This window comes from Streptomyces sp. NPDC025833, from assembly GCF_055558055.1.
On the sequence record NZ_JBVHNF010000007.1, the window covers coordinates 164,550 to 188,206 of the forward strand.

Genomic DNA, 23,657 nt, shown 5'->3' on the forward strand with positions numbered 1-23,657 from the left:
CGGCGGACCTGCTGGACGCCGTCCGCGGGGAAGCCGGCGAACGCGCTGACGGAGTTCCCCCGCTCCGGCACGCACCGGCCCACCTCCCGCGTCCTCCACACCACCCGGTTCACCGGTCACTGGCAGGCCACCGCCGCCGATCTGCCGGTGAGCCGGGAGCAGGCGGTACGGCGGCTCGCCCGGCCACCGGGACGCAGTGCCCGTACGCGTGCGCGTGGACCCCCGTACCTCACGGCGGTCCACGCGCGCGTGGACGGGCATGTCCGGGCACGCGCGCGTGGGTCCGGACGGAGTCGCGCTCGGAGCGGGCACGCGCGTGGACCCGGCGCGCGCCGGCCGTCCGCCGGTCCGGAAGCGGCAACGCGTGCCCGGTCCGCCGAGCGGCACGCGCACGCGCACGCGTGCCCGGTGCGCAGCTCGGGGGTGCGGGGCCGCCGGAGCCGTCTCGTAGTCTTGGGCCCGTGCAGGTACTCCACGACGCCCCCCTTGCCCCGCTGACCACCTTCCGGCTGGGCGGCCCCGCGACGCGGCTGGTCACCGCCACGACCGACGCCGAGGTGATCGCCGCGGTCCGCGAGGCCGACGACAGCGGCACCCCCCTGCTGGTCGTCGGCGGCGGATCGAACCTCGTCATCGGCGACAAGGGCTTCGACGGCACCGCCCTGCGCATCGCCACGCGCGGTGCCGAACTGCGCGGCACGACCCTGGAACTGGCGGCCGGCGAGGTGTGGACCGACGCCGTCGCCCGCGCCGTGGAGGCCGGCCTCGCCGGGATCGAGTGCCTGGCCGGCATCCCCGGATCCGCGGGCGCCACCCCCATCCAGAACGTGGGCGCCTACGGCCAGGAGGTCTCCTCGACCATCACCGAGGTGATCGCGTACGACCGGCGGGCCGGCGAGACGGTCACGCTGACGAACGAGGAGTGCTCGTTCTCCTACCGCCACAGCCGCTTCAAGGCCGACCCCGGGCGCCATGTCGTGCTCCGGGTGCGCTTCGGGCTGGAGGACGCCGGCGGACTGTCCGCGCCGGTCAAGTACGCCGAGGCGGCCCGCGCGCTCGGCGTCGCGCCCGGCGACCGGGTGCCGCTGGCCGACGCCCGCGAGACCGTGCTCAAGCTGCGCGCCGGGAAGGGCATGGTCCTGGACCCCGAGGACCACGACACCTGGTCGGCCGGGTCCTTCTTCACCAACCCGATCCTCGGCGACGAGCAGTTCGCCGCCTTCCGCGCGCGCGTGCACGAGCGGCTGGGCGACGGCGCCGAGCCGCCCGCCTATCCGGCGGGGGAGGGCCGTACGAAGACGTCCGCGGCCTGGCTGATCGACAAGGCGGGCTTCACCAAGGGCTACGGGAGCGGACCCGCCCGCATCTCCACCAAGCACACCCTCGCCCTCACCAACCGGGGCGCGGCCACCACGGAGGACCTGCTGGCCCTGGCCCGCGAGGTGGTCGCCGGGGTCCGCGACGCCTTCGGCGTCACCCTGGTCAACGAGCCGGTGACCGTGGGCGTGAGCCTGTGAGCGCTCCCGCTCAGTAGGCCACCCCGACCCCCTGCCGCACGGTCTCCCCGGCGTCGACCATCGACAGCATCGCGTGCGCGACGTCCGCGCGCGCGATGAAACGGCCCTTGGGCGGGTTGCCGCCGACCACCGTGCGGTAGCGGCCGGTGAGCGGCTTGTCCAGCAGCCGCGGCGGCCGTACGCACGTCCAGTCCGTGCCGCTGCGGGCCAGCTCCTCCTCCATGGCGCGCAGGTCGGCGTAGGTGTCCTTGAGGATCGCCGACACCAGGCCCCGCACCGCGCGGTCCAGGGGGCCGTCTCCCTCCGGTGCCGGACCGACCGGGGCGGCGCTCACCACCAGCAGCCGGCCGCCGCCCTCCGCCTCCATGGCGCCCAGGACCGTACGCGTCAGCCGGGTGGCGACCCCGGCGTCCTTGCGGCTGCGCGCACCCAGGCCGGACAGCACCGCGTGCCGGCCCCGGACGGCGGCGCGCAGCTCCTCCGGGCCGGTCAGACCGCTGCGGACGACCTCCAGGCGGTCGCCGGCGACGTCGAGCCGGGACGGGTCCCGGACGACCGCCGTGACCGTGTGCCCGGCGTCCAGCGCCTGGCGGACCAGCTCCCGGCCGATCCCCCCGGTGGCCCCGAAGACGGTCAGCTCCATGGTGTCTCCCCCTGCCGTGAAGAGGCGGGTGAGTGTTCACTCACCCCTGTGGCCCCTAGAGTGAGCAAGTACTCACCCACCCGTCAAGCCGACAAGGAGTCCCATGGAGAGAAAGCCGGCGCGGGTCCGCATCCTCGACGCCGCCCACCAGCTCATGCTCACCGTCGGACTGGCCCGCACCACCACCAAGGAGATCGCCCGCGCGGCCGACTGCTCCGAAGCGGCCCTCTACAAGTACTTCGACAGCAAGGAGGAGCTGTTCGTGCGGGTCCTCACCGAGCGGCTGCCCCGGCTCGGCCCCCTCCTCGGCAACCTCGCCGCCGAGCCCGGACGCGGCACCCTGGAGGAGAACCTCACCGGGATCGCCCGCCAGGCCGCCCTCTTCTACGAGCAGAGCTTCCCGATCGCCGCCTCCCTGTACGCCGAGCCCCAGCTCAAGCGGCGCCACGACGACGTGCTGCGCGGCCTCGGCTCCGGCCCGCACCTGCCCATCCAGGGCCTGGACGCCTACCTCCGCGCAGAACAGGCCGCCGGCCGGGTCCGCGCCGGTGCCGACACCTACGCCGCCGCCTCCCTGCTCATCGGCGCCTGCGCCCAGCGCGCGTTCGCCTACGACGCCACCGGCAGCGGCGAGCGGCCCCCGGTGGACGACTTCGCCGCCCGGCTGGTGCGCACCCTGCTGGGCGGGATCTCGGCCGGGACCCCCGCGGGAGAGCCCGCCGAGTGAGCCGGGGGCCCCGCGCGGCTCAGGCGGCCGGGCGCGCCAGCCAGTCGTCCACCCCGGCCAGCAGCCGCGCCCTGACCTCCTCCGGCGCGGCCGAGCCCCGCACCGACTGCCGGGCCAGCTCCGCGAGCTCCGCGTCCGTGAAGCCGTGGTCGGCACGCGCGATCTCGTACTGGGCGGCCAGCCGGGAACCGAACAGCAGCGGGTCGTCGGCGCCCAGGGCCATCGGCACGCCCGCCTCGAAGAGGGTGCGCAGCGGGACGTCCTCCGGCTTCTCGTAGACGCCGAGCGCGACGTTCGAGGCCGGGCACACCTCGCAGGTCACCCCCCGGTCCGCCAGCCGCTTCAGCAGCCACGGGTCCTCGGCCGCCCGCACCCCGTGCCCGATCCGCGTGGCGTTCAGGTCGTCCAGGCAGTCGCGGACCGACGCCGGGCCGGTCAGCTCGCCGCCGTGCGGGGCCGCCAGCAGACCGCCCTCCCGCGCGATGTGGAAGGCCCGGTCGAAGTCCCGCGCCATGCCCCGCCGCTCGTCGTTGGAGAGCCCGAAGCCGACCACGCCCCGGTCCGCGTAGCGCACCGCGAGCCGGGCCAGGGTGCGCGCGTCCAGGGGGTGCTTCATCCGGTTCGCGGCGACCAGGACGCGCATGCCGAGCCCGGTCTCCCGGGACGTCGTGTCGACCGCGTCCAGGATGATCTCCAGGGCCGGGATCAGCCCGCCCAGCCGGGGCGCGTACGACGTCGGGTCCACCTGGATCTCCAGCCAGCCCGAGCCGTCCCGGAGGTCCTCCTCCGCGGCCTCGCGCACCAGGCGCTGGATGTCCTCCGGCGTGCGGAGGCAGGAGCGCGCCGCGTCGTACAGCCGCTGGAAACGGAACCAGCCCCGCTCGTCCGTGGCGCGCAGCCTGGGCGGCTCGCCGCTGGTGAGGGCCTCCGTCAGGGCGTCGGGCAGCCGCACACCGTACTTGTCGGCCAGCTCCAGCACGGTCCCCGGCCGCATCGAGCCGGTGAAGTGCAGGTGCAGGTGGGCTTTCGGCAGCTCAGAGAGGTCACGTACACGCTCCATCCCAGGATCCTGCCGTACACACCCGCCCCACGGGTAGCCGTTTCCCCGGACGTGGTCCCGCCCGCACACAGGAGCGGGCCGCCTCCCCGGAGGGAAACGGCCCGCACGCGCGCGTGGGCAGGCCCGGGAGAGCCCGGGCGGCGCGGGACTAGTCCCGTGCCTCGGCCAGCAGCTTCTGGATCCGGCTCACGCCCTCGACGAGGTCCTCGTCGCCGAGCGCGTACGACAGCCGCAGGTAGCCCGGCGTGCCGAAGGCCTCACCCGGGACGACCGCGACCTCGGCCTCCTCCAGGATCAGCGCCGCCAGCTCGACCGTGTCCTTCGGGCGCTTGCCGCGGATCTCCCTGCCGAGCAGCGCCTTGACCGAGGGGTAGGCGTAGAACGCGCCCTCGGGCTCCGGGCACACCACGCCCTCGATGTCGTTCAGCATCCGCACGATGGTCCGGCGGCGCCGGTCGAAGGCCTCGCGCATCTTCGCGACGGCCGCGAGGTCGCCGGAGACGGCGGCCAGGGCGGCGACCTGGGCGACGTTGGAGACGTTCGAGGTGGCGTGCGACTGGAGGTTCGTCGCGGCCTTGACGACGTCCTTCGGGCCGATGACCCAGCCCACGCGCCAGCCGGTCATGGCGTACGTCTTCGCCACGCCGTTGACCACGACGCACTTGTCGCGCAGCTCCGGGAACAGGCCGGGCAGGGAGACCGCGGCCGCGTCGCCGTAGACCAGGTGCTCGTAGATCTCGTCGGTGAGGACCCACAGGCCGTGCTCGACGGCCCAGCGGCCGATCGCCTCGGTCTCGGCCTCGGAGTAGACCGCGCCGGTCGGGTTGGACGGGGACACGAAGAGGACGACCTTCGTCTTCTCCGTACGGGCCGACTCCAGCTGCTCCACCGTCACGCGGTAGCCGGTCGTCTCGTCGGCCACGACCTCCACCGGCACGCCGCCGGCCAGGCGGATCGACTCCGGGTAGGTCGTCCAGTACGGCGCCGGCACGATGACCTCGTCGCCCGGGTCGAGGATCGCGGCGAAGGCCTCGTAGATGGCCTGCTTGCCGCCGTTGGTGACCAGGATCTGGGAGACGTCCGGCTCCCAGCCCGAGTCGCGCAGCGTCTTCGCGGCGATCGCGGCCTTCAGCTCGGGCAGGCCGCCGGCCGGCGTGTAGCGGTGGTACTTCGGGTTCTTGCAGGCCTCGACGGCCGCCTCGACGATGTAGTCCGGGGTCGGGAAGTCGGGCTCACCGGCGCCGAAGCCGATCACCGGACGCCCGGCGGCCTTCAGGGCCTTGGCCTTGGCGTCCACGGCGAGGGTGGCGGACTCGGAGATCGCGCCGACTCGGGCGGAGACCCGGCGCTCGGTGGGAGGGGTTGCAGCGCTCATGCGGCCCATCGTTCCAGACCGGAAATCCCCGCGACACACGGGTTTCACAGACTGAACAGCACGGGGTCGAAGCGTGAACACGGGTCCGAATCCGGCCCCGGGCCTGGACGATCTTCAGTCGGACCGCACCGGGCGGGCACTTTCTGTTCGACGCCGGGCCACGGAACACGTACACTCTCACCTCGTTGGCCTCCGGCTGCCGCCGCGAATCCGGTGCACACCCAGCACCTGATTGGATGCGGTACGTTGGGGGACACACAAAGGGTCGTAGCTCAATTGGTAGAGCACCGGTCTCCAAAACCGGCGGTTGGGGGTTCAAGTCCCTCCGGCCCTGCTACACACACCGCCAGGATGTGTGCGCATGTACGTACAGCAATGCACCGCCGTGCGGCTCAGAAACCGGGCGCGGCACGGCCACGACCCGGGACCAGGTGAGGACCATGACGGACGCCGTAGGCTCCATCGACACGCCTGACGCCCAGGACGAGGTGCCGGAGTCGAAAAAGGCCCGCAAGGGCGGCAAGCGCGCCAAGAAGGGCCCGCTGAAGCGTCTGGCCACCTTCTACCGCCAGATCATCGCCGAACTCCGCAAGGTCGTCTGGCCGTCGCGCAACCAACTGACGTCGTACACCACCGTGGTGATCTTCTTCGTCGTCATCATGATCGCCCTGGTGACCGTGATTGACTATGGGCTCAACCACGCGGCCAAGTACGTCTTCGGCTGAGCCAAGAGCGAAGGGCGCCGTGGTACCGGCGCCCCTTTTCGCATGTTCCACCCCTATGTATCCAGGAAGAAGCAGCCATCGTGTCTGACCCGAACCTGAAGGACGACGCCATCGAGCCCCGCGGGCAGGCTGCCGAGACGGTCGACGACGAGCTCGACATCGTCGAGGGCGCGGACGAGCAGGACGAGTTCGAGGCTGCCGAGGCCGAGGCGGGCGAGCCCGCCGAGGAAGCCGCACCGCACGCCGAGGACGACGCGACCGAAGCCGCCGAGAGCGACGAGGCCGCGAGCGACGAGGAAGCCGTCGCCGAGGATGCCGAGGAGGAGCCGGCCGCTCCGGTCGACCCGATCGAGGCCCTGCGCGAGGAACTGCGCACCCTGCCCGGCGAGTGGTACGTCATCCACACCTACGCCGGCTACGAGAACCGCGTGAAGACCAACCTGGAGCAGCGCGCCGTCTCGCTGAACGTCGAGGACTACATCTTCCAGGCCGAGGTGCCGCAGGAAGAGGTCGTCCAGATCAAGAACGGCGACCGCAAGACGATCAGGCAGAACAAGCTGCCGGGTTACGTCCTGGTCCGCATGGACCTGACGAACGAGTCCTGGGGCGTCGTCCGCAACACCCCGGGCGTCACCGGCTTCGTGGGCAACGCCTACGACCCCTACCCGCTGACCCTGGACGAGATCGTCAAGATGCTCGCCCCGGAGGCCGAGGAGAAGGCCGCCCGCGAGGCCGCCGAGGCCGAGGGCAAGCCCGCCCCGCAGCGCAAGGTCGAGGTCCAGGTGCTGGACTTCGAGGTCGGCGACTCGGTCACCGTCACCGACGGCCCGTTCGCCACGCTCCAGGCGACCATCAACGAGATCAACCCCGACTCGAAGAAGGTCAAGGGCCTGGTCGAGATCTTCGGTCGCGAGACCCCGGTCGAGCTGTCCTTCGACCAGATCCAGAAGAACTGAGCACGTCCGCCGAGGGCGCCCCGCCGGTGAGCACCGGGCCGGGGCGCCTTCGCCGTGTCCGGGCCGCGACCGTCGTCACGGTGGCCGCCCTGGCGCTGCTGGCACTGGCGTACGCCGTCTTCGTCCCAGCGGTCTGGCTGCGCACCGAACTGCGGGGCGCGGAACCGACCGCGGCCACCTTCCACGGCGGGACCGGTGGGACCTGCCTCCTCGGCGGCTGCACGGTGACCTACCCGCACGCGGGGGAGCGGGTGACCGCCGGCCTCCCGCTCGGCACGCGCGCGGGCGGGCGCTCCGAGGGCGACACCGTGTACGTGCGCACCGCACCCGGCGAGCCGGAGCGGGTCGCGCTCGCCGCGGACACCGGGCGGGGGACCGTCGCCGCGCTGCTCGCGGTGCCGGGCGGCCTCACCCTGCTCGCACTGGCCGCCGCGGCCGCGTACGGACGGCGCGGACCACGCCGGAAAAGCCCCGCGCCGACCGCCTGACCTGGGCGATTTCCTGTCCCGAGGGGACAGAAGCTATCGTTGTGCGGTATGCCATCTGTCGGGATCGTGCTCGGCATGGATCCGGATGACGCGGATGGCAGTCAACCTCTCAGCAAGGACCCGGAGAGAGCATGCCTCCCAAGAAGAAGAAGGTCACGGGGCTCATCAAGCTCCAGATCCAGGCCGGCGCCGCCAACCCGGCTCCGCCGGTCGGCCCGGCGCTGGGTCAGCACGGCGTCAACATCATGGAGTTCTGCAAGGCCTACAACGCCGCGACCGAGTCGCAGCGCGGCTGGGTCATCCCGGTGGAGATCACGGTCTACGAGGACCGTTCCTTCACCTTCATCACCAAGACGCCGCCGGCCGCGAAGATGATCCTCAAGGCCGCGGGCATCGAGAAGGGCTCCGGCGAGCCGCACAAGACCAAGGTCGCCAAGATCACCGAGGCGCAGGTCCGCGAGATCGCCCAGACCAAGCTGCCCGACCTGAACGCGAACGACCTGGACGCCGCGGCGAAGATCATCGCCGGCACCGCGCGCTCCATGGGCGTCACGGTCGAGGGCTGAACCCACCTCCCGTAGTCATGCGGTCGTCGCCGACCGCCCGTGGGAGGGCCTGCTCGGCCCGGACCACGACTCCTTTCAGAACACACAGGAGCAAGTTGTGAGCAAGCGCAGCAAGGCTCTCCGCGCTGCGGACGCCAAGGTCGACCGGGAGAAGCAGTACGCCCCGCTCGAGGCCGTCCGTCTCGCCAAGGAGACCTCCACGACCAAGTTCGACTCGACCGTCGAGGTCGCCTTCCGCCTGGGTGTCGACCCGCGCAAGGCCGACCAGATGGTCCGTGGCACCGTGAACCTGCCGCACGGCACCGGCAAGACCGCCCGGGTCCTGGTCTTCGCGACCGGTGACCGTGCTGCGGCCGCGGAGGCCGCGGGCGCCGACATCGTCGGCTCCGACGAACTCATCGACGAGGTGGCGAAGGGCCGTCTGGACTTCGACGCCGTCGTCGCCACCCCGGACCTCATGGGCAAGGTCGGCCGCCTCGGCCGCGTCCTCGGCCCCCGTGGTCTGATGCCGAACCCGAAGACCGGCACCGTCACCCCCGACGTCGCCAAGGCCGTCACCGAGATCAAGGGCGGCAAGATCGAGTTCCGCGTCGACAAGCACTCGAACCTGCACTTCATCATCGGCAAGTCGTCCTTCGACGACGACAAGCTGGTGGAGAACTACGGCGCCGCGCTGGAGGAGATCCTCCGTCTGAAGCCGTCCGCCGCCAAGGGTCGCTACATCAAGAAGGCCGCCATCAGCACCACGATGGGCCCCGGCATCCCGGTCGACCCGAACCGCACCCGCAACCTCCTCGTCGAGGAGGACCCGGCCGCAGTCTGAGCCCTCCGCTCAGTCCGGCCGACCGCGTCGGCGCGTTAGAAAAGGGCGGGCCCTGGAACCCAAGTGGTTCCGGGCCCGTCCTTTCTTCGTGCGGTCTTTCGCACGACTGTCGGTGGCCTGGACTACGGTGCAGGCACAGGACACGCATAGGGGTGGGAGCTAGATGAAGAGCACGACCGCGCGCCGGGCGACCCTTTCGATCGCGGTGGTGGCCGCGCTGACCGGAGTGGCCGCCTGCGGTTCCTCCGACTCCGGCAAGGACGGCGGCAAGGCGGCCGGCGGGGACACGATGAACGTCAGCCCCATCGCCGCACTGCGCTCCGCCGAGAAGTCCACGGACAAGGCCGACTCGGCCAAGGTGCGTTCCACCACCTCCGTCGGCGACCTGATGGCGATGTCCGCGAAGGGCGCGCTCACCTGGAGCGACGGCCTCAAGGGCAACCTCACCATCACGTACACCGGCGGCAAGATGGCCGAGATGATGAAGAAGGCCGGCACCCAGTCGATGGAGGCCCGGTACCTGCCGGACGCCTACTACGCGCACATGAGCGACACCTTCGCCAAGCAGGCCGGCGGCAAGCACTGGCTCAAGTACTCGTACGACGACCTGGCCAAGCTCGGCGGCGCCTCCGGCTCGTACATGAAGGACCAGATCCAGAACGCCACGCCCAACCAGTCGGTGCGGCTGCTGCTGGCCTCCGGTGACGTCAAGAAGGTCGGCGAGGAGAAGATATCCGGCGTCTCGACCACGCACTACTCGGGCACGGTGAACGTCGCCGACCTGGCCGGCAAGTCCGGCAACCTCAGCGCGGAGCAGCTGACGGCGCTGAAGAAGCAGCTCGACCAGGCGGGTGTCACCACGGACACCGTCGACATCTGGATCGACGACCACGACCTGCTGGTCAAGAAGACCGAGAAGGCGAACACGGCGAACGGCGCCATGACCAACACGACGTTCTACACGGACTACGGCGTGAAGGTCACCGCCGAGGCCCCGCCGGCCGGTGACACCGAGGACTTCGCGAAGCTGATGAAGTCCAGCGGCGCCGCGTCGGGCGGTACGGGCACCGGCACCGTCTCCTGAACCCCGCACCCACCCCGGTGACCCCGGGGAGGCCCGCAGCCCCGCCCGCCCGCGTCGCGTACACGGGCGGGCGGGGCTGTGACGGTCCGGCCCCCGGGGGACCGCCGCGATGCCCCCAGCGGCCCCCTGCCGGGGCTCCGGCGACAGTCCCGCCCTGCCCCGGGCGTCGTCGCGCGGCCACGCCCGCGGGTCGCTCCCCGGGCCCCGCACACGGCCCGGCGCGGGCCGATTTGCTCCGTGGCGGCACGGTCCCGTACTCTCTTGGAGAAGCCAAAGACCGCTGGTCGTTGCCACGCTCTCCAACGAGGGTGCGGTGGCCGAAGGATCCGCTGAAAAGTGGACGACCCGCGCAGGTGACTGTGGAAGAACTCCCGGAGTGCGCGTCCCGCGCGTGTACGGCCGGTCGAGTCCGCCCCGTGCGCCTGCGCCGGGGCGTTTCGTTTGCCCAGTCCTCCTTCGGGTCCGCGCGGTCCGAATCACCCGGAAGGAGGCCGAGGCTCTATGGCGAGGCCCGACAAGGCTGCCGCGGTTGCGGAGCTGACGGACAAGTTCCGCAGCTCCAACGCCGCCGTGCTGACCGAGTACCGCGGTCTCACCGTGGCGCAGCTCAAGACGCTGCGCCGGTCGCTCGGTGAGAACGCCCAGTACGCCGTGGTGAAGAACACGCTGACCAAGATTGCGGCCAACGAGGCCGGGATCACGCTGGACGACCAGCTCTTCGCTGGTCCGACGGCCGTCGCCTTCGTCACCGGTGACCCGGTGGAGTCGGCGAAGGGTCTCCGTGACTTCGCCAAGGACAACCCGAATCTCGTCATCAAGGGCGGCGTCCTTGATGGCAAGGCGATGTCCGCCGACGAGATCAAGAAGCTTGCGGACCTCGAGTCCCGCGAGGTTCTGCTCAGCAAGCTGGCCGGTGCCTTCAAGGGCAAGCAGTCCCAGACTGCTTCGCTCTTCCAGGCGCTGCCGTCGAAGCTCGTCCGCACCGTGGACGCGCTGCGCGCCAAGCAGGCCGAGCAGGGCGGTGCCGAGTAATTCGGCTCGCTTTCTGATCCCTGCCGCCTGACGCGGCCGGGGTCGCAGCGGGCCGACGTACGCCCGCCTTACCCAGTACATCCGGCACCTGCCGATCGAGTGGAAGGACCGCCATCATGGCGAAGCTCACCCAGGACGAGCTGCTTGCCCAGTTCGAGGAGATGACCCTCATCGAGCTCTCCGAGTTCGTGAAGGCCTTCGAGGAGAAGTTCGACGTCACCGCCGCCGCCGCGGTCGCCGTCGCCGGCCCGGCCGGCCCGGCCGCCGCCGCCCCGGCCGAGGAGGAGAAGGACGAGTTCGACGTCATCCTCACCGGTGCCGGCGAGAAGAAGATCCAGGTCATCAAGGTCGTGCGTGAGCTGACCTCGCTGGGTCTGAAGGAGGCCAAGGACCTCGTCGACGGCACCCCGAAGCCGGTCCTCGAGAAGGTCAACAAGGAAGCCGCCGAGAAGGCCGCCGAGTCCCTCAAGGGCGCCGGCGCCTCCGTCGAGGTCAAGTAACACCCCTCCGGGCCCCTCGGGCCCGGACACGCGTGGAACGCGGTCTCGTGGGGCGCCGGGAACCGGCGCCCCCGGGCTGTAACGCGAACGCATCGAAGAGCGATCATCCATCCGGGTGGTCGCTCTTCGGCGTATCCGGGGACCGACCGCGGTTGCCTTGCGCTCGCCACGGCGAGGGGTATGGTGATCTTCGTTGTGCCACCGGACGGGCCTGCTTCGGGCAGGGGGGCCTTGACGAACCGCACGCAGCGCGCAATTCTCAGGACGCGTCGTCACAAGGATCCGAATCCGAGGCATGGATCGACGACGAAGAGGGCAGTATCAACGTGCGTTGAGGGCAGCAGGCCAAGAGCGTTGAGAGAGGCGTTGAGCACAACGAGGGTCTTCGAAAACCCGCGCTGGACATCAGTGTGCCAAGTGGCTACACTGACCCTTTGCGCTGCCTGTTAGCTGCCCCCTGCCCGTCACCAGGGGTCTGCCCTCACTCGAGCACAGTCGACCGAAGCACCCTGACCCGGGGTTTCCACGCTGTGCATGGGTAGGGACCGGTACGCGCGTAGTGAGTCCGAGCCCTCGGAAGGACCCCCTCTTGGCCGCCTCGCGCAACGCCTCGACCGCGAATACGAACAACGGCGCCAGCACCGCCCCGCTGCGCATTTCCTTTGCAAAGATCAAGGAGCCTCTCGAGGTTCCGAACCTGCTCGCGCTGCAGACCGAGAGCTTTGACTGGCTGCTCGGCAACACCGCCTGGCAGAGTCGGGTCGAGGAGGCTCTGGAGAACGGTCAGGACGTCCCCACCAAGTCCGGTCTGGAGGAGATCTTCGAGGAGATCTCCCCGATCGAGGACTTCTCCGGGTCGATGTCCCTGACGTTCCGGGACCACCGCTTCGAGCCGCCGAAGAACTCCATCGACGAGTGCAAGGAGCGCGACTTCACGTACGCTGCCCCGCTCTTCGTCACCGCCGAGTTCACCAACAACGAGACCGGTGAGATCAAGTCCCAGACGGTCTTCATGGGCGACTTCCCGCTCATGACGAACAAGGGCACTTTCGTCATCAACGGCACCGAGCGCGTCGTGGTGTCGCAGCTGGTCCGTTCCCCCGGTGTCTACTTCGATTCCTCGATCGACAAGACGTCCGACAAGGACATCTTCTCCGCCAAGATCATCCCGTCCCGGGGTGCCTGGCTGGAGATGGAGATCGACAAGCGCGACATGGTCGGTGTCCGCATCGACCGCAAGCGCAAGCAGTCGGTCACCGTGCTGCTGAAGGCGCTCGGCTGGACGACCGAGCAGATCCTCGAGGAGTTCGGCGACTACGAGTCGATGCGCGCCACCCTGGAGAAGGACCACACCCAGGGCCAGGACGACGCGCTGCTCGACATCTACCGCAAGCTGCGTCCGGGCGAGCCCCCCACGCGCGAGGCCGCGCAGACGCTGCTGGAGAACCTCTACTTCAACCCGAAGCGCTACGACCTCGCCAAGGTCGGCCGCTACAAGGTCAACAAGAAGCTGGGCGCCGACGCTCCGCTGGACGCGGGCATCCTGACCGTCGAGGACATCATCTCGACGATCAAGTACCTGGTGCAGCTGCACGCCGGCGAGACCGAGACGGTCGGCGACAGCGGTGACTCGATCGTCGTCGAGACCGACGACATCGACCACTTCGGCAACCGCCGTCTGCGCAGCGTCGGCGAGCTCATCCAGAACCAGGTCCGCACGGGTCTGGCGCGTATGGAGCGTGTCGTCCGCGAGCGGATGACGACCCAGGACGTCGAGGCGATCACGCCGCAGACCCTGATCAACATCCGGCCGGTCGTCGCCTCCATCAAGGAGTTCTTCGGCACCAGCCAGCTCTCGCAGTTCATGGACCAGAACAACCCGCTGTCCGGGCTGACGCACAAGCGTCGTCTGTCCGCGCTCGGCCCGGGTGGTCTGTCCCGTGAGCGGGCCGGCTTCGAGGTCCGTGACGTGCACCCCTCGCACTACGGCCGCATGTGCCCGATCGAGACGCCCGAAGGCCCGAACATCGGTCTGATCGGCTCGCTCGCCTCCTACGGCCGGGTCAACGCGTTCGGTTTCGTCGAGACCCCGTACCGCAAGGTCATCGACGGCCAGGTCACCGACGAGGTCGACTACCTGACCGCCGACGAGGAGGACCGCTTCGTCATCGCGCAGGCCAACGCGCCGCTGACGGACGAGCTCCGCTTCGAGGAGAGCCGCGTCCTGGTCCGCCGCCGCGGCGGCGAGGTCGACTACGTCGGCCCCGAGGACGTGGACTACATGGACGTCTCGCCGCGCCAGATGGTGTCGGTCGCGACCGCCATGATCCCGTTCCTGGAGCACGACGACGCCAACCGCGCCCTCATGGGCGCGAACATGATGCGCCAGGCCGTTCCGCTCATCAAGTCCGAGGCGCCGCTCGTCGGCACCGGCATGGAGTACCGCTCCGCCGTCGACGCCGGCGACGTCGTCAAGGCCGAGAAGGCGGGTGTGGTCCAGGAGGTCTCCGCGGACTACATCACCACCGCCAACGACGACGGCACGTACATCACGTACCGCCTGCACAAGTTCGCCCGGTCCAACCAGGGCACCTCGGTGAACCAGAAGGTCGTCGTCAACGAGGGCGACCGGATCATCGAGGGCCAGGTCCTCGCCGACGGCCCGGCCACCGAGAACGGTGAGATGGCCCTCGGCAAGAACCTGCTCGTGGCGTTCATGCCGTGGGAGGGTCACAACTACGAGGACGCGATCATCCTGTCGCAGCGCCTCGTGCAGGACGACGTCCTCTCCTCGATCCACATCGAGGAGCACGAGGTCGACGCCCGTGACACCAAGCTCGGCCCCGAGGAGATCACCCGGGACATCCCGAACGTCTCCGAGGAGGTCCTCGCCGACCTCGACGAGCGCGGCATCATCCGCATCGGCGCCGAGGTCATCGCCGGCGACATCCTCGTCGGCAAGGTCACCCCGAAGGGCGAGACCGAGCTGACCCCCGAGGAGCGCCTGCTCCGCGCGATCTTCGGTGAGAAGGCCCGTGAGGTCCGCGACACCTCGCTGAAGGTGCCGCACGGTGAGACCGGCAAGGTCATCGGCGTGCGCGTCTTCGACCGCGAGGAGGGCGACGAGCTGCCGCCGGGCGTGAACCAGCTGGTCCGCGTCTACGTCGCGCAGAAGCGCAAGATCACCGACGGTGACAAGCTCGCCGGCCGCCACGGCAACAAGGGCGTCATCTCCAAGATCCTGCCGATCGAGGACATGCCGTTCCTGGAGGACGGCACCCCGGTCGACATCATCCTCAACCCGCTGGGTGTGCCGTCCCGGATGAACCCGGGACAGGTCCTGGAGATCCACCTCGGCTGGCTCGCCAGCCGCGGCTGGGACGTCTCCGGCCTCGCGGACGAGTGGGCCCAGCGCCTCCAGGTCATCGGTGCCGACCAGGTCGCCCCGCGCACCAACGTCGCGACCCCGGTCTTCGACGGTGCCCGCGAGGACGAGCTGGCGGGTCTGCTGCAGCACACCATCCCGAATCGCGACGGCGAGCGCATGGTGCTCCCGTCCGGCAAGGCGCGGCTGTTCGACGGCCGCTCCGGTGAGCCGTTCCCGGACCCGATCTCGGTCGGCTACATGTACATCCTGAAGCTGCACCACCTGGTCGACGACAAGCTGCACGCCCGCTCGACCGGTCCGTACTCGATGATCACCCAGCAGCCGCTGGGTGGTAAGGCCCAGTTCGGTGGCCAGCGGTTCGGCGAGATGGAGGTGTGGGCCCTCGAGGCCTACGGCGCCGCGTACGCCCTCCAGGAGCTGCTGACCATCAAGTCCGACGACGTCACCGGCCGCGTGAAGGTCTACGAGGCCATCGTCAAGGGCGAGAACATCCCCGAGCCCGGCATTCCCGAGTCCTTCAAGGTGCTCATCAAGGAAATGCAGTCCCTGTGCCTCAACGTGGAGGTGCTGTCCTCGGACGGCATGTCCATCGAGATGCGCGACACCGACGAGGACGTCTTCCGCGCTGCGGAGGAGCTCGGCATCGACCTGTCCCGGCGCGAGCCGAGCAGCGTCGAAGAGGTCTGACGGGAGTCCGGCGCGGGCCCTCATCCAGGAGGGCCCCCGCCGACCCCCAGGCCCCCGTTTCAGACCACAGACTTTCGACCCTGAGAGGGATTGACGCATAGTGCTCGACGTCAACTTCTTCGACGAGCTCCGGATCGGCCTGGCCACCGCTGACGACATCCGTCAGTGGAGCCACGGTGAGGTCAAGAAGCCCGAGACCATCAACTACCGCACCCTGAAGCCCGAGAAGGACGGACTCTTCTGCGAGAAGATCTTCGGTCCGACCCGGGACTGGGAGTGCTACTGCGGCAAGTACAAGCGCGTCCGCTTCAAGGGGATCATCTGCGAGCGCTGTGGCGTCGAGGTCACGCGCGCCAAGGTGCGCCGTGAGCGGATGGGCCACATCGAGCTGGCCGCGCCCGTCACCCACATCTGGTACTTCAAGGGCGTCCCGTCCCGCCTGGGCTACCTGCTGGACCTCGCCCCGAAGGACCTGGAGAAGGTCATCTACTTCGCGGCGTACATGATCACGTACGTCGACGAGGAGCGCCGCACCCGCGACCTGCCCTCCCTGGAGGCGCACGTCTCCGTCGAGCGCCAGCAGGTCGAGAACCGCCGCGACGCCGACCTCGAGGCCCGCGCCAAGAAGCTCGAGACCGACCTGGCCGAGCTGGAGGCCGAGGGCGCCAAGGCCGACGTGCGCCGCAAGGTGCGCGAGGGTGCCGAGCGCGAGATGAAGCAGCTGCGCGACCGCGCGCAGCGCGAGATCGACCGCCTCGACGAGGTGTGGAACCGGTTCAAGAACCTCAAGGTCCAGGACCTGGAGGGCGACGAGCTGCTCTACCGCGAGCTGCGCGACCGCTTCGGCACCTACTTCGACGGCTCGATGGGTGCCGCGGCGCTGCAGAAGCGCCTGGAGTCCTTCGACCTCGACGAGGAGGCCGAGCGCCTCCGCGAGATCATCCGCACCGGCAAGGGCCAGAAGAAGACCCGTGCCCTCAAGCGGCTGAAGGTCGTCTCCGCGTTCCTGCAGACGTCCAACAGCCCCAAGGGCATGGTCCTGGACTGCGTCCCGGTCATCCCGCCGGACCTGCGTCCGATGGTGCAGCTCGACGGTGGCCGCTTCGCGACCTCCGACCTGAACGACCTGTACCGCCGCGTCATCAACCGCAACAACCGCCTGAAGCGCCTGCTCGACCTCGGTGCCCCCGAGATCATCGTGAACAACGAGAAGCGGATGCTCCAGGAGGCGGTCGACGCCCTCTTCGACAACGGCCGCCGCGGCCGGCCGGTGACCGGCCCGGGCAACCGCCCGCTGAAGTCCCTCAGCGACATGCTGAAGGGCAAGCAGGGTCGTTTCCGGCAGAACCTGCTCGGCAAGCGAGTCGACTACTCGGCGCGTTCCGTCATCGTCGTCGGCCCGCAGCTCAAGCTGCACCAGTGCGGTCTGCCCAAGGCCATGGCGCTGGAGCTCTTCAAGCCGTTCGTGATGAAGCGCCTGGTCGACCTGAACCACGCGCAGAACATCAAGAGCGCCAAGCGCATGGTGGAGCGCGGCCGCACGGTCGTGTACGACGTCCTCGAAGAGGTCATCGCCGAGCACCCGGTCCTGCTGAACCGTGCTCCCACCCTGCACCGCCTCGGCATCCAGGCCTTCGAGCCGCAGCTCGTCGAGGGCAAGGCCATCCAGATCCACCCGCTCGTCTGCACCGCGTTCAACGCGGACTTCGACGGTGACCAGATGGCCGTGCACCTGCCGCTGTCCGCGGAGGCGCAGGCCGAGGCCCGCATCCTGATGCTGTCCTCGAACAACATCCTCAAGCCGGCCGACGGCCGCCCGGTGACGATGCCGACCCAGGACATGGTCCTCGGTCTGTTCTTCCTCACCACCGACGGCGAGCTGCGTGACACCAAGGGCGAGGGCCGCGCGTTCGGCTCCACGGCCGAGGCGATCATGGCGTTCGACGCCGGCGAGCTCGCGCTGCAGTCGCCGATCGACATCCGCTTCCCGGTGGGCACCATCCCGCCGCGCGGCTGGACCCCGCCGACGCGCGAGGAGGGCGAGCCCGAGTGGCAGCAGGGTGACTCGTTCCGCCTGCGCACCACCCTGGGCCGCGCGCTCTTCAACGAGCTGCTGCCCGAGGACTACCCGTTCGTCGACTACTCGGTGGGCAAGAAGCAGCTCTCCGAGATCGTCAACGACCTGGCCGAGCGCTACCCCAAGGTCATTGTGGCGGCGACGCTCGACAACCTGAAGGCGGCCGGCTTCTTCTGGGCGACCCGTTCCGGTGTCACCGTGGCCATCTCCGACGTCGTCGTCCCCGAGGCGAAGAAGGAGATCGTCCGCGGCTACGAGGCGCAGGACGAGAAGGTCCAGAAGCAGTACGAGCGCGGTCTGATCACCAAGGAAGAGCGCACGCAGGAACTCATCGCGATCTGGACCAAGGCGACCAACGAGGTCGCCGAGGCGATGAACGAGAACTTCCCCAAGACCAACCCCATCTTCATGATGGTCGACTCGGGTGCCCGAGGAAACATGATGCAGATGCGGCAGATCGCGGGTATGCGCGGTCTGGTGTCGAACGCGAAGAACGAGACCATCCCGCGTCCGATCAAGGCCTCGTTCCGTGAGGGCCTGTCCGTGCTGGAGTACTTCATCTCCACGCACGGTGCCCGTAAGGGTCTGGCGGACACCGCCCTGCGTACCGCCGACTCGGGTTACCTCACCCGTCGTCTGGTCGACGTCTCGCAGGACGTCATCATCCGCGAGGAGGACTGCGGCACCGAGCGCGGCCTCAAGCTGGCCATCGCCGAGCGTGGCGCCGACGGCGTCCTGCGCAAGGCGGACAACGCCGAGACGTCCGTGTACGCGCGCTGCCTCGCCGAGGACATCGTCGTGGACGGCAAGGTGCTCGCCCCGGCGGGCGTCGACCTCGGTGACGTCCTCATCGACCAGCTGGTCAAGGCCGGCGTCGAGGAGGTCAAGACCCGCTCGGTCCTGACCTGCGAGTCCGCCGTCGGCACCTGCGCGATGTGCTACGGCCGTTCGCTGGCCACCGGCAAGCTGGTCGACATCGGTGAGGCGGTCGGCATCATCGCCGCCCAGTCCATCGGTGAGCCCGGTACCCAGCTGACGATGCGTACCTTCCACACCGGTGGTGTGGCCGGTGACGACATCACCCAGGGTCTGCCCCGTGTCGTCGAGCTCTTCGAGGCCCGTACCCCGAAGGGTGTCGCCCCGATCTCCGAGGCCTCCGGCCGCGTGCGGATCGAGGAGACCGAGAAGACCAAGAAGCTCGTCGTCACCCCGGACGACGGCAGCGATGAGACGGCGTTCCCGATCTCGAAGCGCGCCAAGGTCCTGGTCCGCGAGGGCGAGCACGTGGAGGTGGGCCAGCAGCTCACCGTGGGTGCCACCAACCCGCACGACGTGCTGCGCATCCTGGGCCAGCGTGCCGTCCAGGTCCACCTGGTCGGCGAGGTCCAGAAGGTCTACAACTCGCAGGGTGTGTCGATCCACGACAAGCACATCGAGATCATCATCCGGCAGATGCTCCGCCGCGTGACGATCATCGAGTCCGGCGACGCCGAGCTGCTGCCCGGCGAGCTGGTCGAGCGCTCGAAGTTCGAGACCGAGAACCGTCGTGTGGTCCAGGAGGGCGGTCACCCGGCCTCCGGTCGTCCGCAGCTGATGGGTATCACCAAGGCCTCGCTGGCGACGGAGTCCTGGCTGTCGGCCGCCTCCTTCCAGGAGACGACCCGAGTCCTGACGGATGCGGCGATCAACGCCAAGTCCGACAGCCTCATCGGCCTCAAGGAGAACGTCATCATCGGTAAGCTCATCCCGGCCGGTACGGGTCTGTCCCGCTACCGCAACATCCGGGTCGAGCCGACCGAGGAGGCCAAGGCCGCGATGTACTCGGCCGTCGGCTACGACGACATCGACTACTCGCCGTTCGGCACGGGCTCCGGCCAGGCCGTTCCGCTGGAGGACTACGACTACGGTCCGTACAACCAGTAAGCGGGCAGTCCGAGGGGCGGTCACTCCGATGGGAGTGGCCGCCCTTCGGCGTTTCAGCGCCGGTTCTCCAGGTGCGCCCGCAGGCGGTGGAGGCGGGTGTGCACGTCAGGGTGGGAATCGAGCAGCCGGAGGTACGGGGTGGCGAGGGGCAGGAACACCAGCCCGTGGGTCGCCGTGGCCGCCGCGGCCACGGCGGCGCCCGGCAGGCCGGTCACCAGGACCGCCGCGCCACCGGACCGGCGCCCGCCCGTACGGCCAGCCGGCGCAGCACCCGCCAGGCGAACCGGCCGGGCAGTGTGTCGCTCGTCGTCCGGTCGGCCGGCAGCGCCTAAGGCGACGAGGTGGAGGCCCGCTCGGCCGCGTCGAGCGCCCGTGCGTACCGGCCGAGGAGGAGCGGAGGGTCGTGGGGTCCCTCGGCCTGCTCGCAGGCCCGGAGAAGGACGTGGAGGGCGCCGCCCGGGGGAATCCGGTCGTCGTCGAGGCGGCCTGCGGCGGGGGAGCCCGGCACGGGGTCCGGCAGGGCGTCGGCGAACTGGTGCCGCTCTCGGTCGGCTGGTCATCCCGCCCCCTGAGCCCTTCCCGACGCGACGAGCCAACCTACGTAGGGTGAAGGGGCGACGATCGGCCGGGCGGCACCGGCACGGATCGCCGGTGGGCGGGCCGCGAAGGGTACAGCGGTTCGGCCACCTGTGCACCCCGGAGCGCCCGGACCCCATTTGTTTTGACCACAGCGGATGAGGTAGGTACGCTCAGACCTTGTGCCTGGGGTGTGCCCTGGCTCCTGTGCGTGCCTGTTAACCGCATGGCGAGCCGCGATCGGCCACCGTGATTCGCGCCCTTCTCGCCTCGCGGCGAGAGTCTGGCGGATTCGACACACCCGACCGCGTGGGTCGGTGGCGTTCCAGGTTAGCTGTACCTATCGGCACACAGAAACCGGAGAAGTAGTGCCTACGATCCAGCAGCTGGTCCGTAAGGGCCGGCAGGACAAGGTCGAGAAGAACAAGACGCCCGCACTCGAGGGTTCCCCTCAGCGTCGTGGCGTCTGCACGCGTGTGTTCACGACCACCCCGAAGAAGCCGAACTCGGCCCTGCGTAAGGTCGCACGTGTGCGTCTCACCAGCGGCATCGAGGTCACGGCCTACATTCCGGGTGAGGGACACAACCTGCAGGAGCACAGCATCGTGCTCGTGCGCGGCGGCCGTGTGAAGGACCTGCCGGGTGTTCGCTACAAGATCATCCGTGGCTCCCTCGACACCCAGGGTGTCAAGAACCGCAAGCAGGCCCGTTCCCGCTACGGCGCCAAGAAGGAGAAGTAAGAATGCCTCGTAAGGGCCCCGCCCCGAAGCGCCCGGTCATCATCGACCCGGTCTACGGTTCTCCTCTGGTGACGTCGCTCATCAACAAGGTGCTGCTGAACGGCAAGCGCTCCACCGCCGAGCGCATCGTCTACGGTGCCATGGAGGGTCTGCGTGAGAAGACGGGCAACGACCCGGTCATCACGCTGAAGCGCGCGCTGGAGAACATCAAGCCGACCCTCGAGGTCAAGTCCCGCCGTGTCGGTGGTGCGACGTACCAGGTCCCGATCGAGGTCAAGCCCGGTCGTGCCAACACGCTCGCGCTGCGCTGGCTGGTCGGTTACTCCCGCGCCCGTCGCGAGAAGACCATGACCGAGCGTCTGCTCAACGAGCTTCTCGACGCCTCCAACGGCCTGGGTGCCGCTGTGAAGAAGCGCGAGGACACGCACAAGATGGCCGAGTCCAACAAGGCCTTCGCGCACTACCGCTGGTAGTCGCTACCCACATCGAGACCGAGAGAAGACTGAAGCCTTATGGCTACCACTTCACTTGACCTGGCCAAGGTCCGCAACATCGGGATCATGGCCCACATCGACGCGGGCAAGACGACCACCACCGAGCGGATCCTGTTCTACACCGGTGTGTCTTACAAGATCGGTGAGGTCCACGACGGCGCTGCCACCATGGACTGGATGGAGCAGGAGCAGGAGCGTGGCATCACGATCACCTCTGCTGCCACCACCTGTCACTGGCCGCTCGAAGATGTCGATCACACCATCAACATCATCGACACCCCGGGTCACGTCGACTTCACCGTCGAGGTGGAGCGCTCCCTGCGCGTGCTCGACGGTGCCGTGACGGTGTTCGACGGCGTCGCCGGTGTCGAGCCCCAGTCCGAGACGGTGTGGCGTCAGGCGGACCGCTACGGCGTGCCGCGCATCTGCTTCGTCAACAAGCTGGACCGCACCGGTGCCGAGTTCCACCGCTGCGTCGACATGATCGTCGACCGCCTGGGCGCGCAGCCGATCGTGATGCAGCTGCCGATCGGTGCCGAGGCGGACTTCAAGGGCGTCGTCGACCTGGTGACGATGAAGGCCTTCGTGTGGTCCGCCGAGGCCACCAAGGGCGAGATGTACGACATCGTCGACATCCCGGACACGCACACCGAGGCTGCCGAGGAGTACCGCGGCAAGCTCATCGAGGCCGTGGCCGAGAACGACGAAGAGATCATGGAGCTGTACCTGGAGGGCGAGGAGCCTTCCGTGGAGCAGCTGTACGCCGCGATCCGTCGTATCACCATCGCGTCCGGCAAGAGCGGCGGCACCACCGTCACTCCCGTGTTCTGCGGCACCGCCTTCAAGAACAAGGGTGTCCAGCCCCTGCTCGACGCGGTCGTGCGCTACCTGCCGTCGCCGGTCGACATCGAGGCCATCGAGGGCCACGACGTCAAGGACCCGGAGACGATCGTCAGGCGCAAGCCGTCCGACGAGGAGCCGCTGTCGGCGCTGGCGTTCAAGATCATGAGCGACCCGCACCTCGGCAAGCTCACCTTCGTCCGCGTGTACTCCGGCCGCCTGGAGTCCGGCACCGCCGTGCTGAACTCCGTCAAGGGCCGCAAGGAGCGCATCGGCAAGATCTACCGCATGCACGCCAACAAGCGTGAGGAGATCGAGTCGGTGGGCGCCGGCGACATCGTCGCCGTCATGGGCCTGAAGCAGACCACCACCGGTGAGACGCTCAGCGACGAGAAGAACCCGGTGATCCTGGAGTCCATGGACTTCCCGGCGCCGGTCATCGAGGTCGCGATCGAGCCCAAGTCCAAGGGTGACCAGGAGAAGCTGGGTGTCGCCATCCAGCGTCTCGCGGAGGAGGACCCCTCCTTCCAGGTGCACACCAACGAGGAGACCGGCCAGACCGTCATCGGCGGTATGGGCGAGCTTCACCTCGAGGTGCTGGTCGACCGGATGCGGCGCGAGTTCAAGGTCGAGGCCAACGTCGGCAAGCCGCAGGTGGCCTACCGCGAGACGATCCGCAAGGCCGTCGAGCGCGTCGACTACACGCACAAGAAGCAGACCGGTGGTACCGGTCAGTTCGCGAAGGTGCAGATCGGCATCGAGCCGATCGAGGGCGGCGACACGTCGTACGAGTTCGTGAACAAGGTGACCGGTGGTCGCATCCCGAAGGAGTACATCCCTTCGGTCGACGCCGGTGCGCAGGAGGCCATGCAGTTCGGCATCCTCGCCGGTTACGAGATGACCGGCGTGCGCGTCATCCTCCACGACGGCGCCTACCACGAGGTCGACTCCTCCGAGCTCGCCTTCAAGATCGCCGGCTCGCAGGCCTTCAAGGAGGCCGCGCGCAAGGCTTCGCCCGTGCTCCTGGAGCCGATGATGGCCGTCGAGGTCACCACGCCCGAGGACTACATGGGTGAAGTCATCGGCGACATCAACTCCCGCCGTGGCCAGATCCAGGCCATGGAGGAGCGGGCTGGTGCCCGCGTCGTGAAGGGCCTCGTGCCCCTGTCGGAGATGTTCGGCTACGTCGGCGACCTCCGCAGCAAGACGTCGGGTCGCGCAAGCTACTCGATGCAGTTCGACTCCTACGCCGAGGTTCCGCGGAACGTCGCCGAGGAGATCATCGCGAAGGCCAAGGGCGAGTAACGCACCGCGTTTCCACGCTTTAGGCTTGACTCCGGAGCCTCATGGGGCAAACAGCCGTAAACCCACTCGGATGTCTGCCCCCGGTTCCGGGCCTTAACAGCAAAGATCACCTGGCGCCGATGAAGTAAGGC

The 23,657-nt window shown here is 69.1% G+C and carries 19 protein-coding genes and 1 tRNA gene; 16 read left to right on the plus strand and 4 right to left on the minus strand.

Annotated features, from left to right (window positions below):
• Positions 1–461 precede the first annotated feature (461 nt).
• Positions 462–1,517: a UDP-N-acetylmuramate dehydrogenase gene (locus ACZ4K2_RS14165; protein WP_467476913.1), complete on the plus strand. Its 1,056-nt coding sequence runs from the start codon at positions 462–464 to the stop codon at positions 1,515–1,517.
• 10 nt (positions 1,518–1,527) lie between these two features.
• Here the strand turns inward: ACZ4K2_RS14165 and ACZ4K2_RS14170 are convergent, their stop codons facing one another.
• Positions 1,528–2,160: an NAD(P)-dependent oxidoreductase gene (locus ACZ4K2_RS14170; protein ID WP_467476915.1), complete on the minus strand. Its 633-nt coding sequence runs from the start codon at positions 2,158–2,160 to the stop codon at positions 1,528–1,530.
• A gap of 103 nt (positions 2,161–2,263) precedes the next feature.
• On the opposite strand from ACZ4K2_RS14170, the gene ACZ4K2_RS14175 reads away from it, so the two are divergent.
• Complete coding sequence (locus ACZ4K2_RS14175) at positions 2,264–2,887, plus strand: TetR/AcrR family transcriptional regulator (RefSeq protein ID WP_467476917.1); 624 nt, start codon at positions 2,264–2,266, stop codon at positions 2,885–2,887.
• Positions 2,888–2,906: 19 nt separating this feature from the next.
• Here ACZ4K2_RS14175 and ACZ4K2_RS14180 read toward each other — a convergent pair whose 3' ends face one another.
• Both ACZ4K2_RS14180 and ACZ4K2_RS14185 read right to left on the minus strand, forming a co-directional pair.
• Entirely contained in the window at positions 2,907–3,947 is a 1,041-nt protein-coding gene (locus ACZ4K2_RS14180; protein ID WP_467476921.1) for an adenosine deaminase, read from the minus strand.
• A 148-nt stretch (positions 3,948–4,095) separates the two neighbouring features.
• On the minus strand, positions 4,096–5,322 hold the full coding sequence (locus tag ACZ4K2_RS14185; protein ID WP_467476924.1) for a pyridoxal phosphate-dependent aminotransferase: 1,227 nt from the start codon (positions 5,320–5,322) through the stop codon (positions 4,096–4,098).
• A 261-nt stretch (positions 5,323–5,583) separates the two neighbouring features.
• On the opposite strand from ACZ4K2_RS14185, the gene ACZ4K2_RS14190 reads away from it, so the two are divergent.
• From ACZ4K2_RS14190 to ACZ4K2_RS14240, 11 genes are all read left to right on the plus strand, one after another.
• Positions 5,584–5,656, plus strand: a tRNA-Trp gene (locus ACZ4K2_RS14190).
• Between the two features lie 106 nt (positions 5,657–5,762).
• Positions 5,763–6,047: a preprotein translocase subunit SecE gene (gene secE, locus ACZ4K2_RS14195; RefSeq protein WP_467476926.1), complete on the plus strand. Its 285-nt coding sequence runs from the start codon at positions 5,763–5,765 to the stop codon at positions 6,045–6,047.
• Between the two features lie 80 nt (positions 6,048–6,127).
• Positions 6,128–7,003, plus strand: a complete 876-nt coding sequence (nusG, locus tag ACZ4K2_RS14200; protein ID WP_467476928.1) for a transcription termination/antitermination protein NusG — start codon at positions 6,128–6,130, stop codon at positions 7,001–7,003.
• Between the two features lie 80 nt (positions 7,004–7,083).
• Positions 7,084–7,491: a hypothetical protein gene (locus tag ACZ4K2_RS14205; protein ID WP_467476931.1), complete on the plus strand. Its 408-nt coding sequence runs from the start codon at positions 7,084–7,086 to the stop codon at positions 7,489–7,491.
• A 131-nt stretch (positions 7,492–7,622) separates the two neighbouring features.
• On the plus strand, positions 7,623–8,057 hold the full coding sequence (gene rplK, locus ACZ4K2_RS14210) for a 50S ribosomal protein L11 (RefSeq protein ID WP_003998857.1): 435 nt from the start codon (positions 7,623–7,625) through the stop codon (positions 8,055–8,057).
• Positions 8,058–8,154: 97 nt separating this feature from the next.
• The gene (gene rplA / locus ACZ4K2_RS14215) at positions 8,155–8,880 is read left to right on the plus strand and encodes a 50S ribosomal protein L1 (RefSeq protein WP_467476935.1); all 726 of its coding nucleotides are present in this window, start codon (positions 8,155–8,157) and stop codon (positions 8,878–8,880) included.
• A 163-nt stretch (positions 8,881–9,043) separates the two neighbouring features.
• Entirely contained in the window at positions 9,044–9,964 is a 921-nt protein-coding gene (locus ACZ4K2_RS14220) for an SCO4651 family lipoprotein (protein ID WP_467476937.1), read from the plus strand.
• Positions 9,965–10,465: 501 nt separating this feature from the next.
• Entirely contained in the window at positions 10,466–10,996 is a 531-nt protein-coding gene (gene rplJ, locus ACZ4K2_RS14225) for a 50S ribosomal protein L10 (RefSeq protein WP_467476938.1), read from the plus strand.
• A gap of 116 nt (positions 10,997–11,112) precedes the next feature.
• A complete protein-coding gene (gene rplL, locus ACZ4K2_RS14230; RefSeq protein WP_467476939.1) occupies positions 11,113–11,496 on the plus strand; it encodes a 50S ribosomal protein L7/L12 in 384 nt (127 codons plus the stop codon).
• 589 nt (positions 11,497–12,085) lie between these two features.
• Entirely contained in the window at positions 12,086–15,571 is a 3,486-nt protein-coding gene (rpoB, locus tag ACZ4K2_RS14235) for a DNA-directed RNA polymerase subunit beta (RefSeq protein WP_467476942.1), read from the plus strand.
• A gap of 100 nt (positions 15,572–15,671) precedes the next feature.
• A complete protein-coding gene (locus tag ACZ4K2_RS14240; RefSeq protein WP_467476944.1) occupies positions 15,672–19,571 on the plus strand; it encodes a DNA-directed RNA polymerase subunit beta' in 3,900 nt (1,299 codons plus the stop codon).
• 53 nt (positions 19,572–19,624) lie between these two features.
• Here the strand turns inward: ACZ4K2_RS14240 and ACZ4K2_RS14245 are convergent, their stop codons facing one another.
• Positions 19,625–19,786 carry a hypothetical protein gene (locus tag ACZ4K2_RS14245; protein ID WP_467476947.1) on the minus strand — a complete coding sequence of 54 codons (162 nt, stop codon included), beginning with the start codon at positions 19,784–19,786 and terminating at the stop codon, positions 19,625–19,627.
• A gap of 729 nt (positions 19,787–20,515) precedes the next feature.
• Here ACZ4K2_RS14245 and rpsL point away from each other — a divergent pair.
• From rpsL to fusA, 3 genes are read left to right on the plus strand one after another with little or no spacing between them, the layout of a single operon-like run.
• On the plus strand, positions 20,516–20,887 hold the full coding sequence (gene rpsL / locus ACZ4K2_RS14250; RefSeq protein WP_003948652.1) for a 30S ribosomal protein S12: 372 nt from the start codon (positions 20,516–20,518) through the stop codon (positions 20,885–20,887).
• Positions 20,888–20,889: 2 nt separating this feature from the next.
• Positions 20,890–21,360: a 30S ribosomal protein S7 gene (gene rpsG / locus ACZ4K2_RS14255; RefSeq protein WP_003974303.1), complete on the plus strand. Its 471-nt coding sequence runs from the start codon at positions 20,890–20,892 to the stop codon at positions 21,358–21,360.
• Between the two features lie 39 nt (positions 21,361–21,399).
• Entirely contained in the window at positions 21,400–23,526 is a 2,127-nt protein-coding gene (gene fusA / locus ACZ4K2_RS14260; RefSeq protein WP_467476949.1) for an elongation factor G, read from the plus strand.
• The last annotated feature ends 131 nt before the right edge of the window (positions 23,527–23,657 follow it).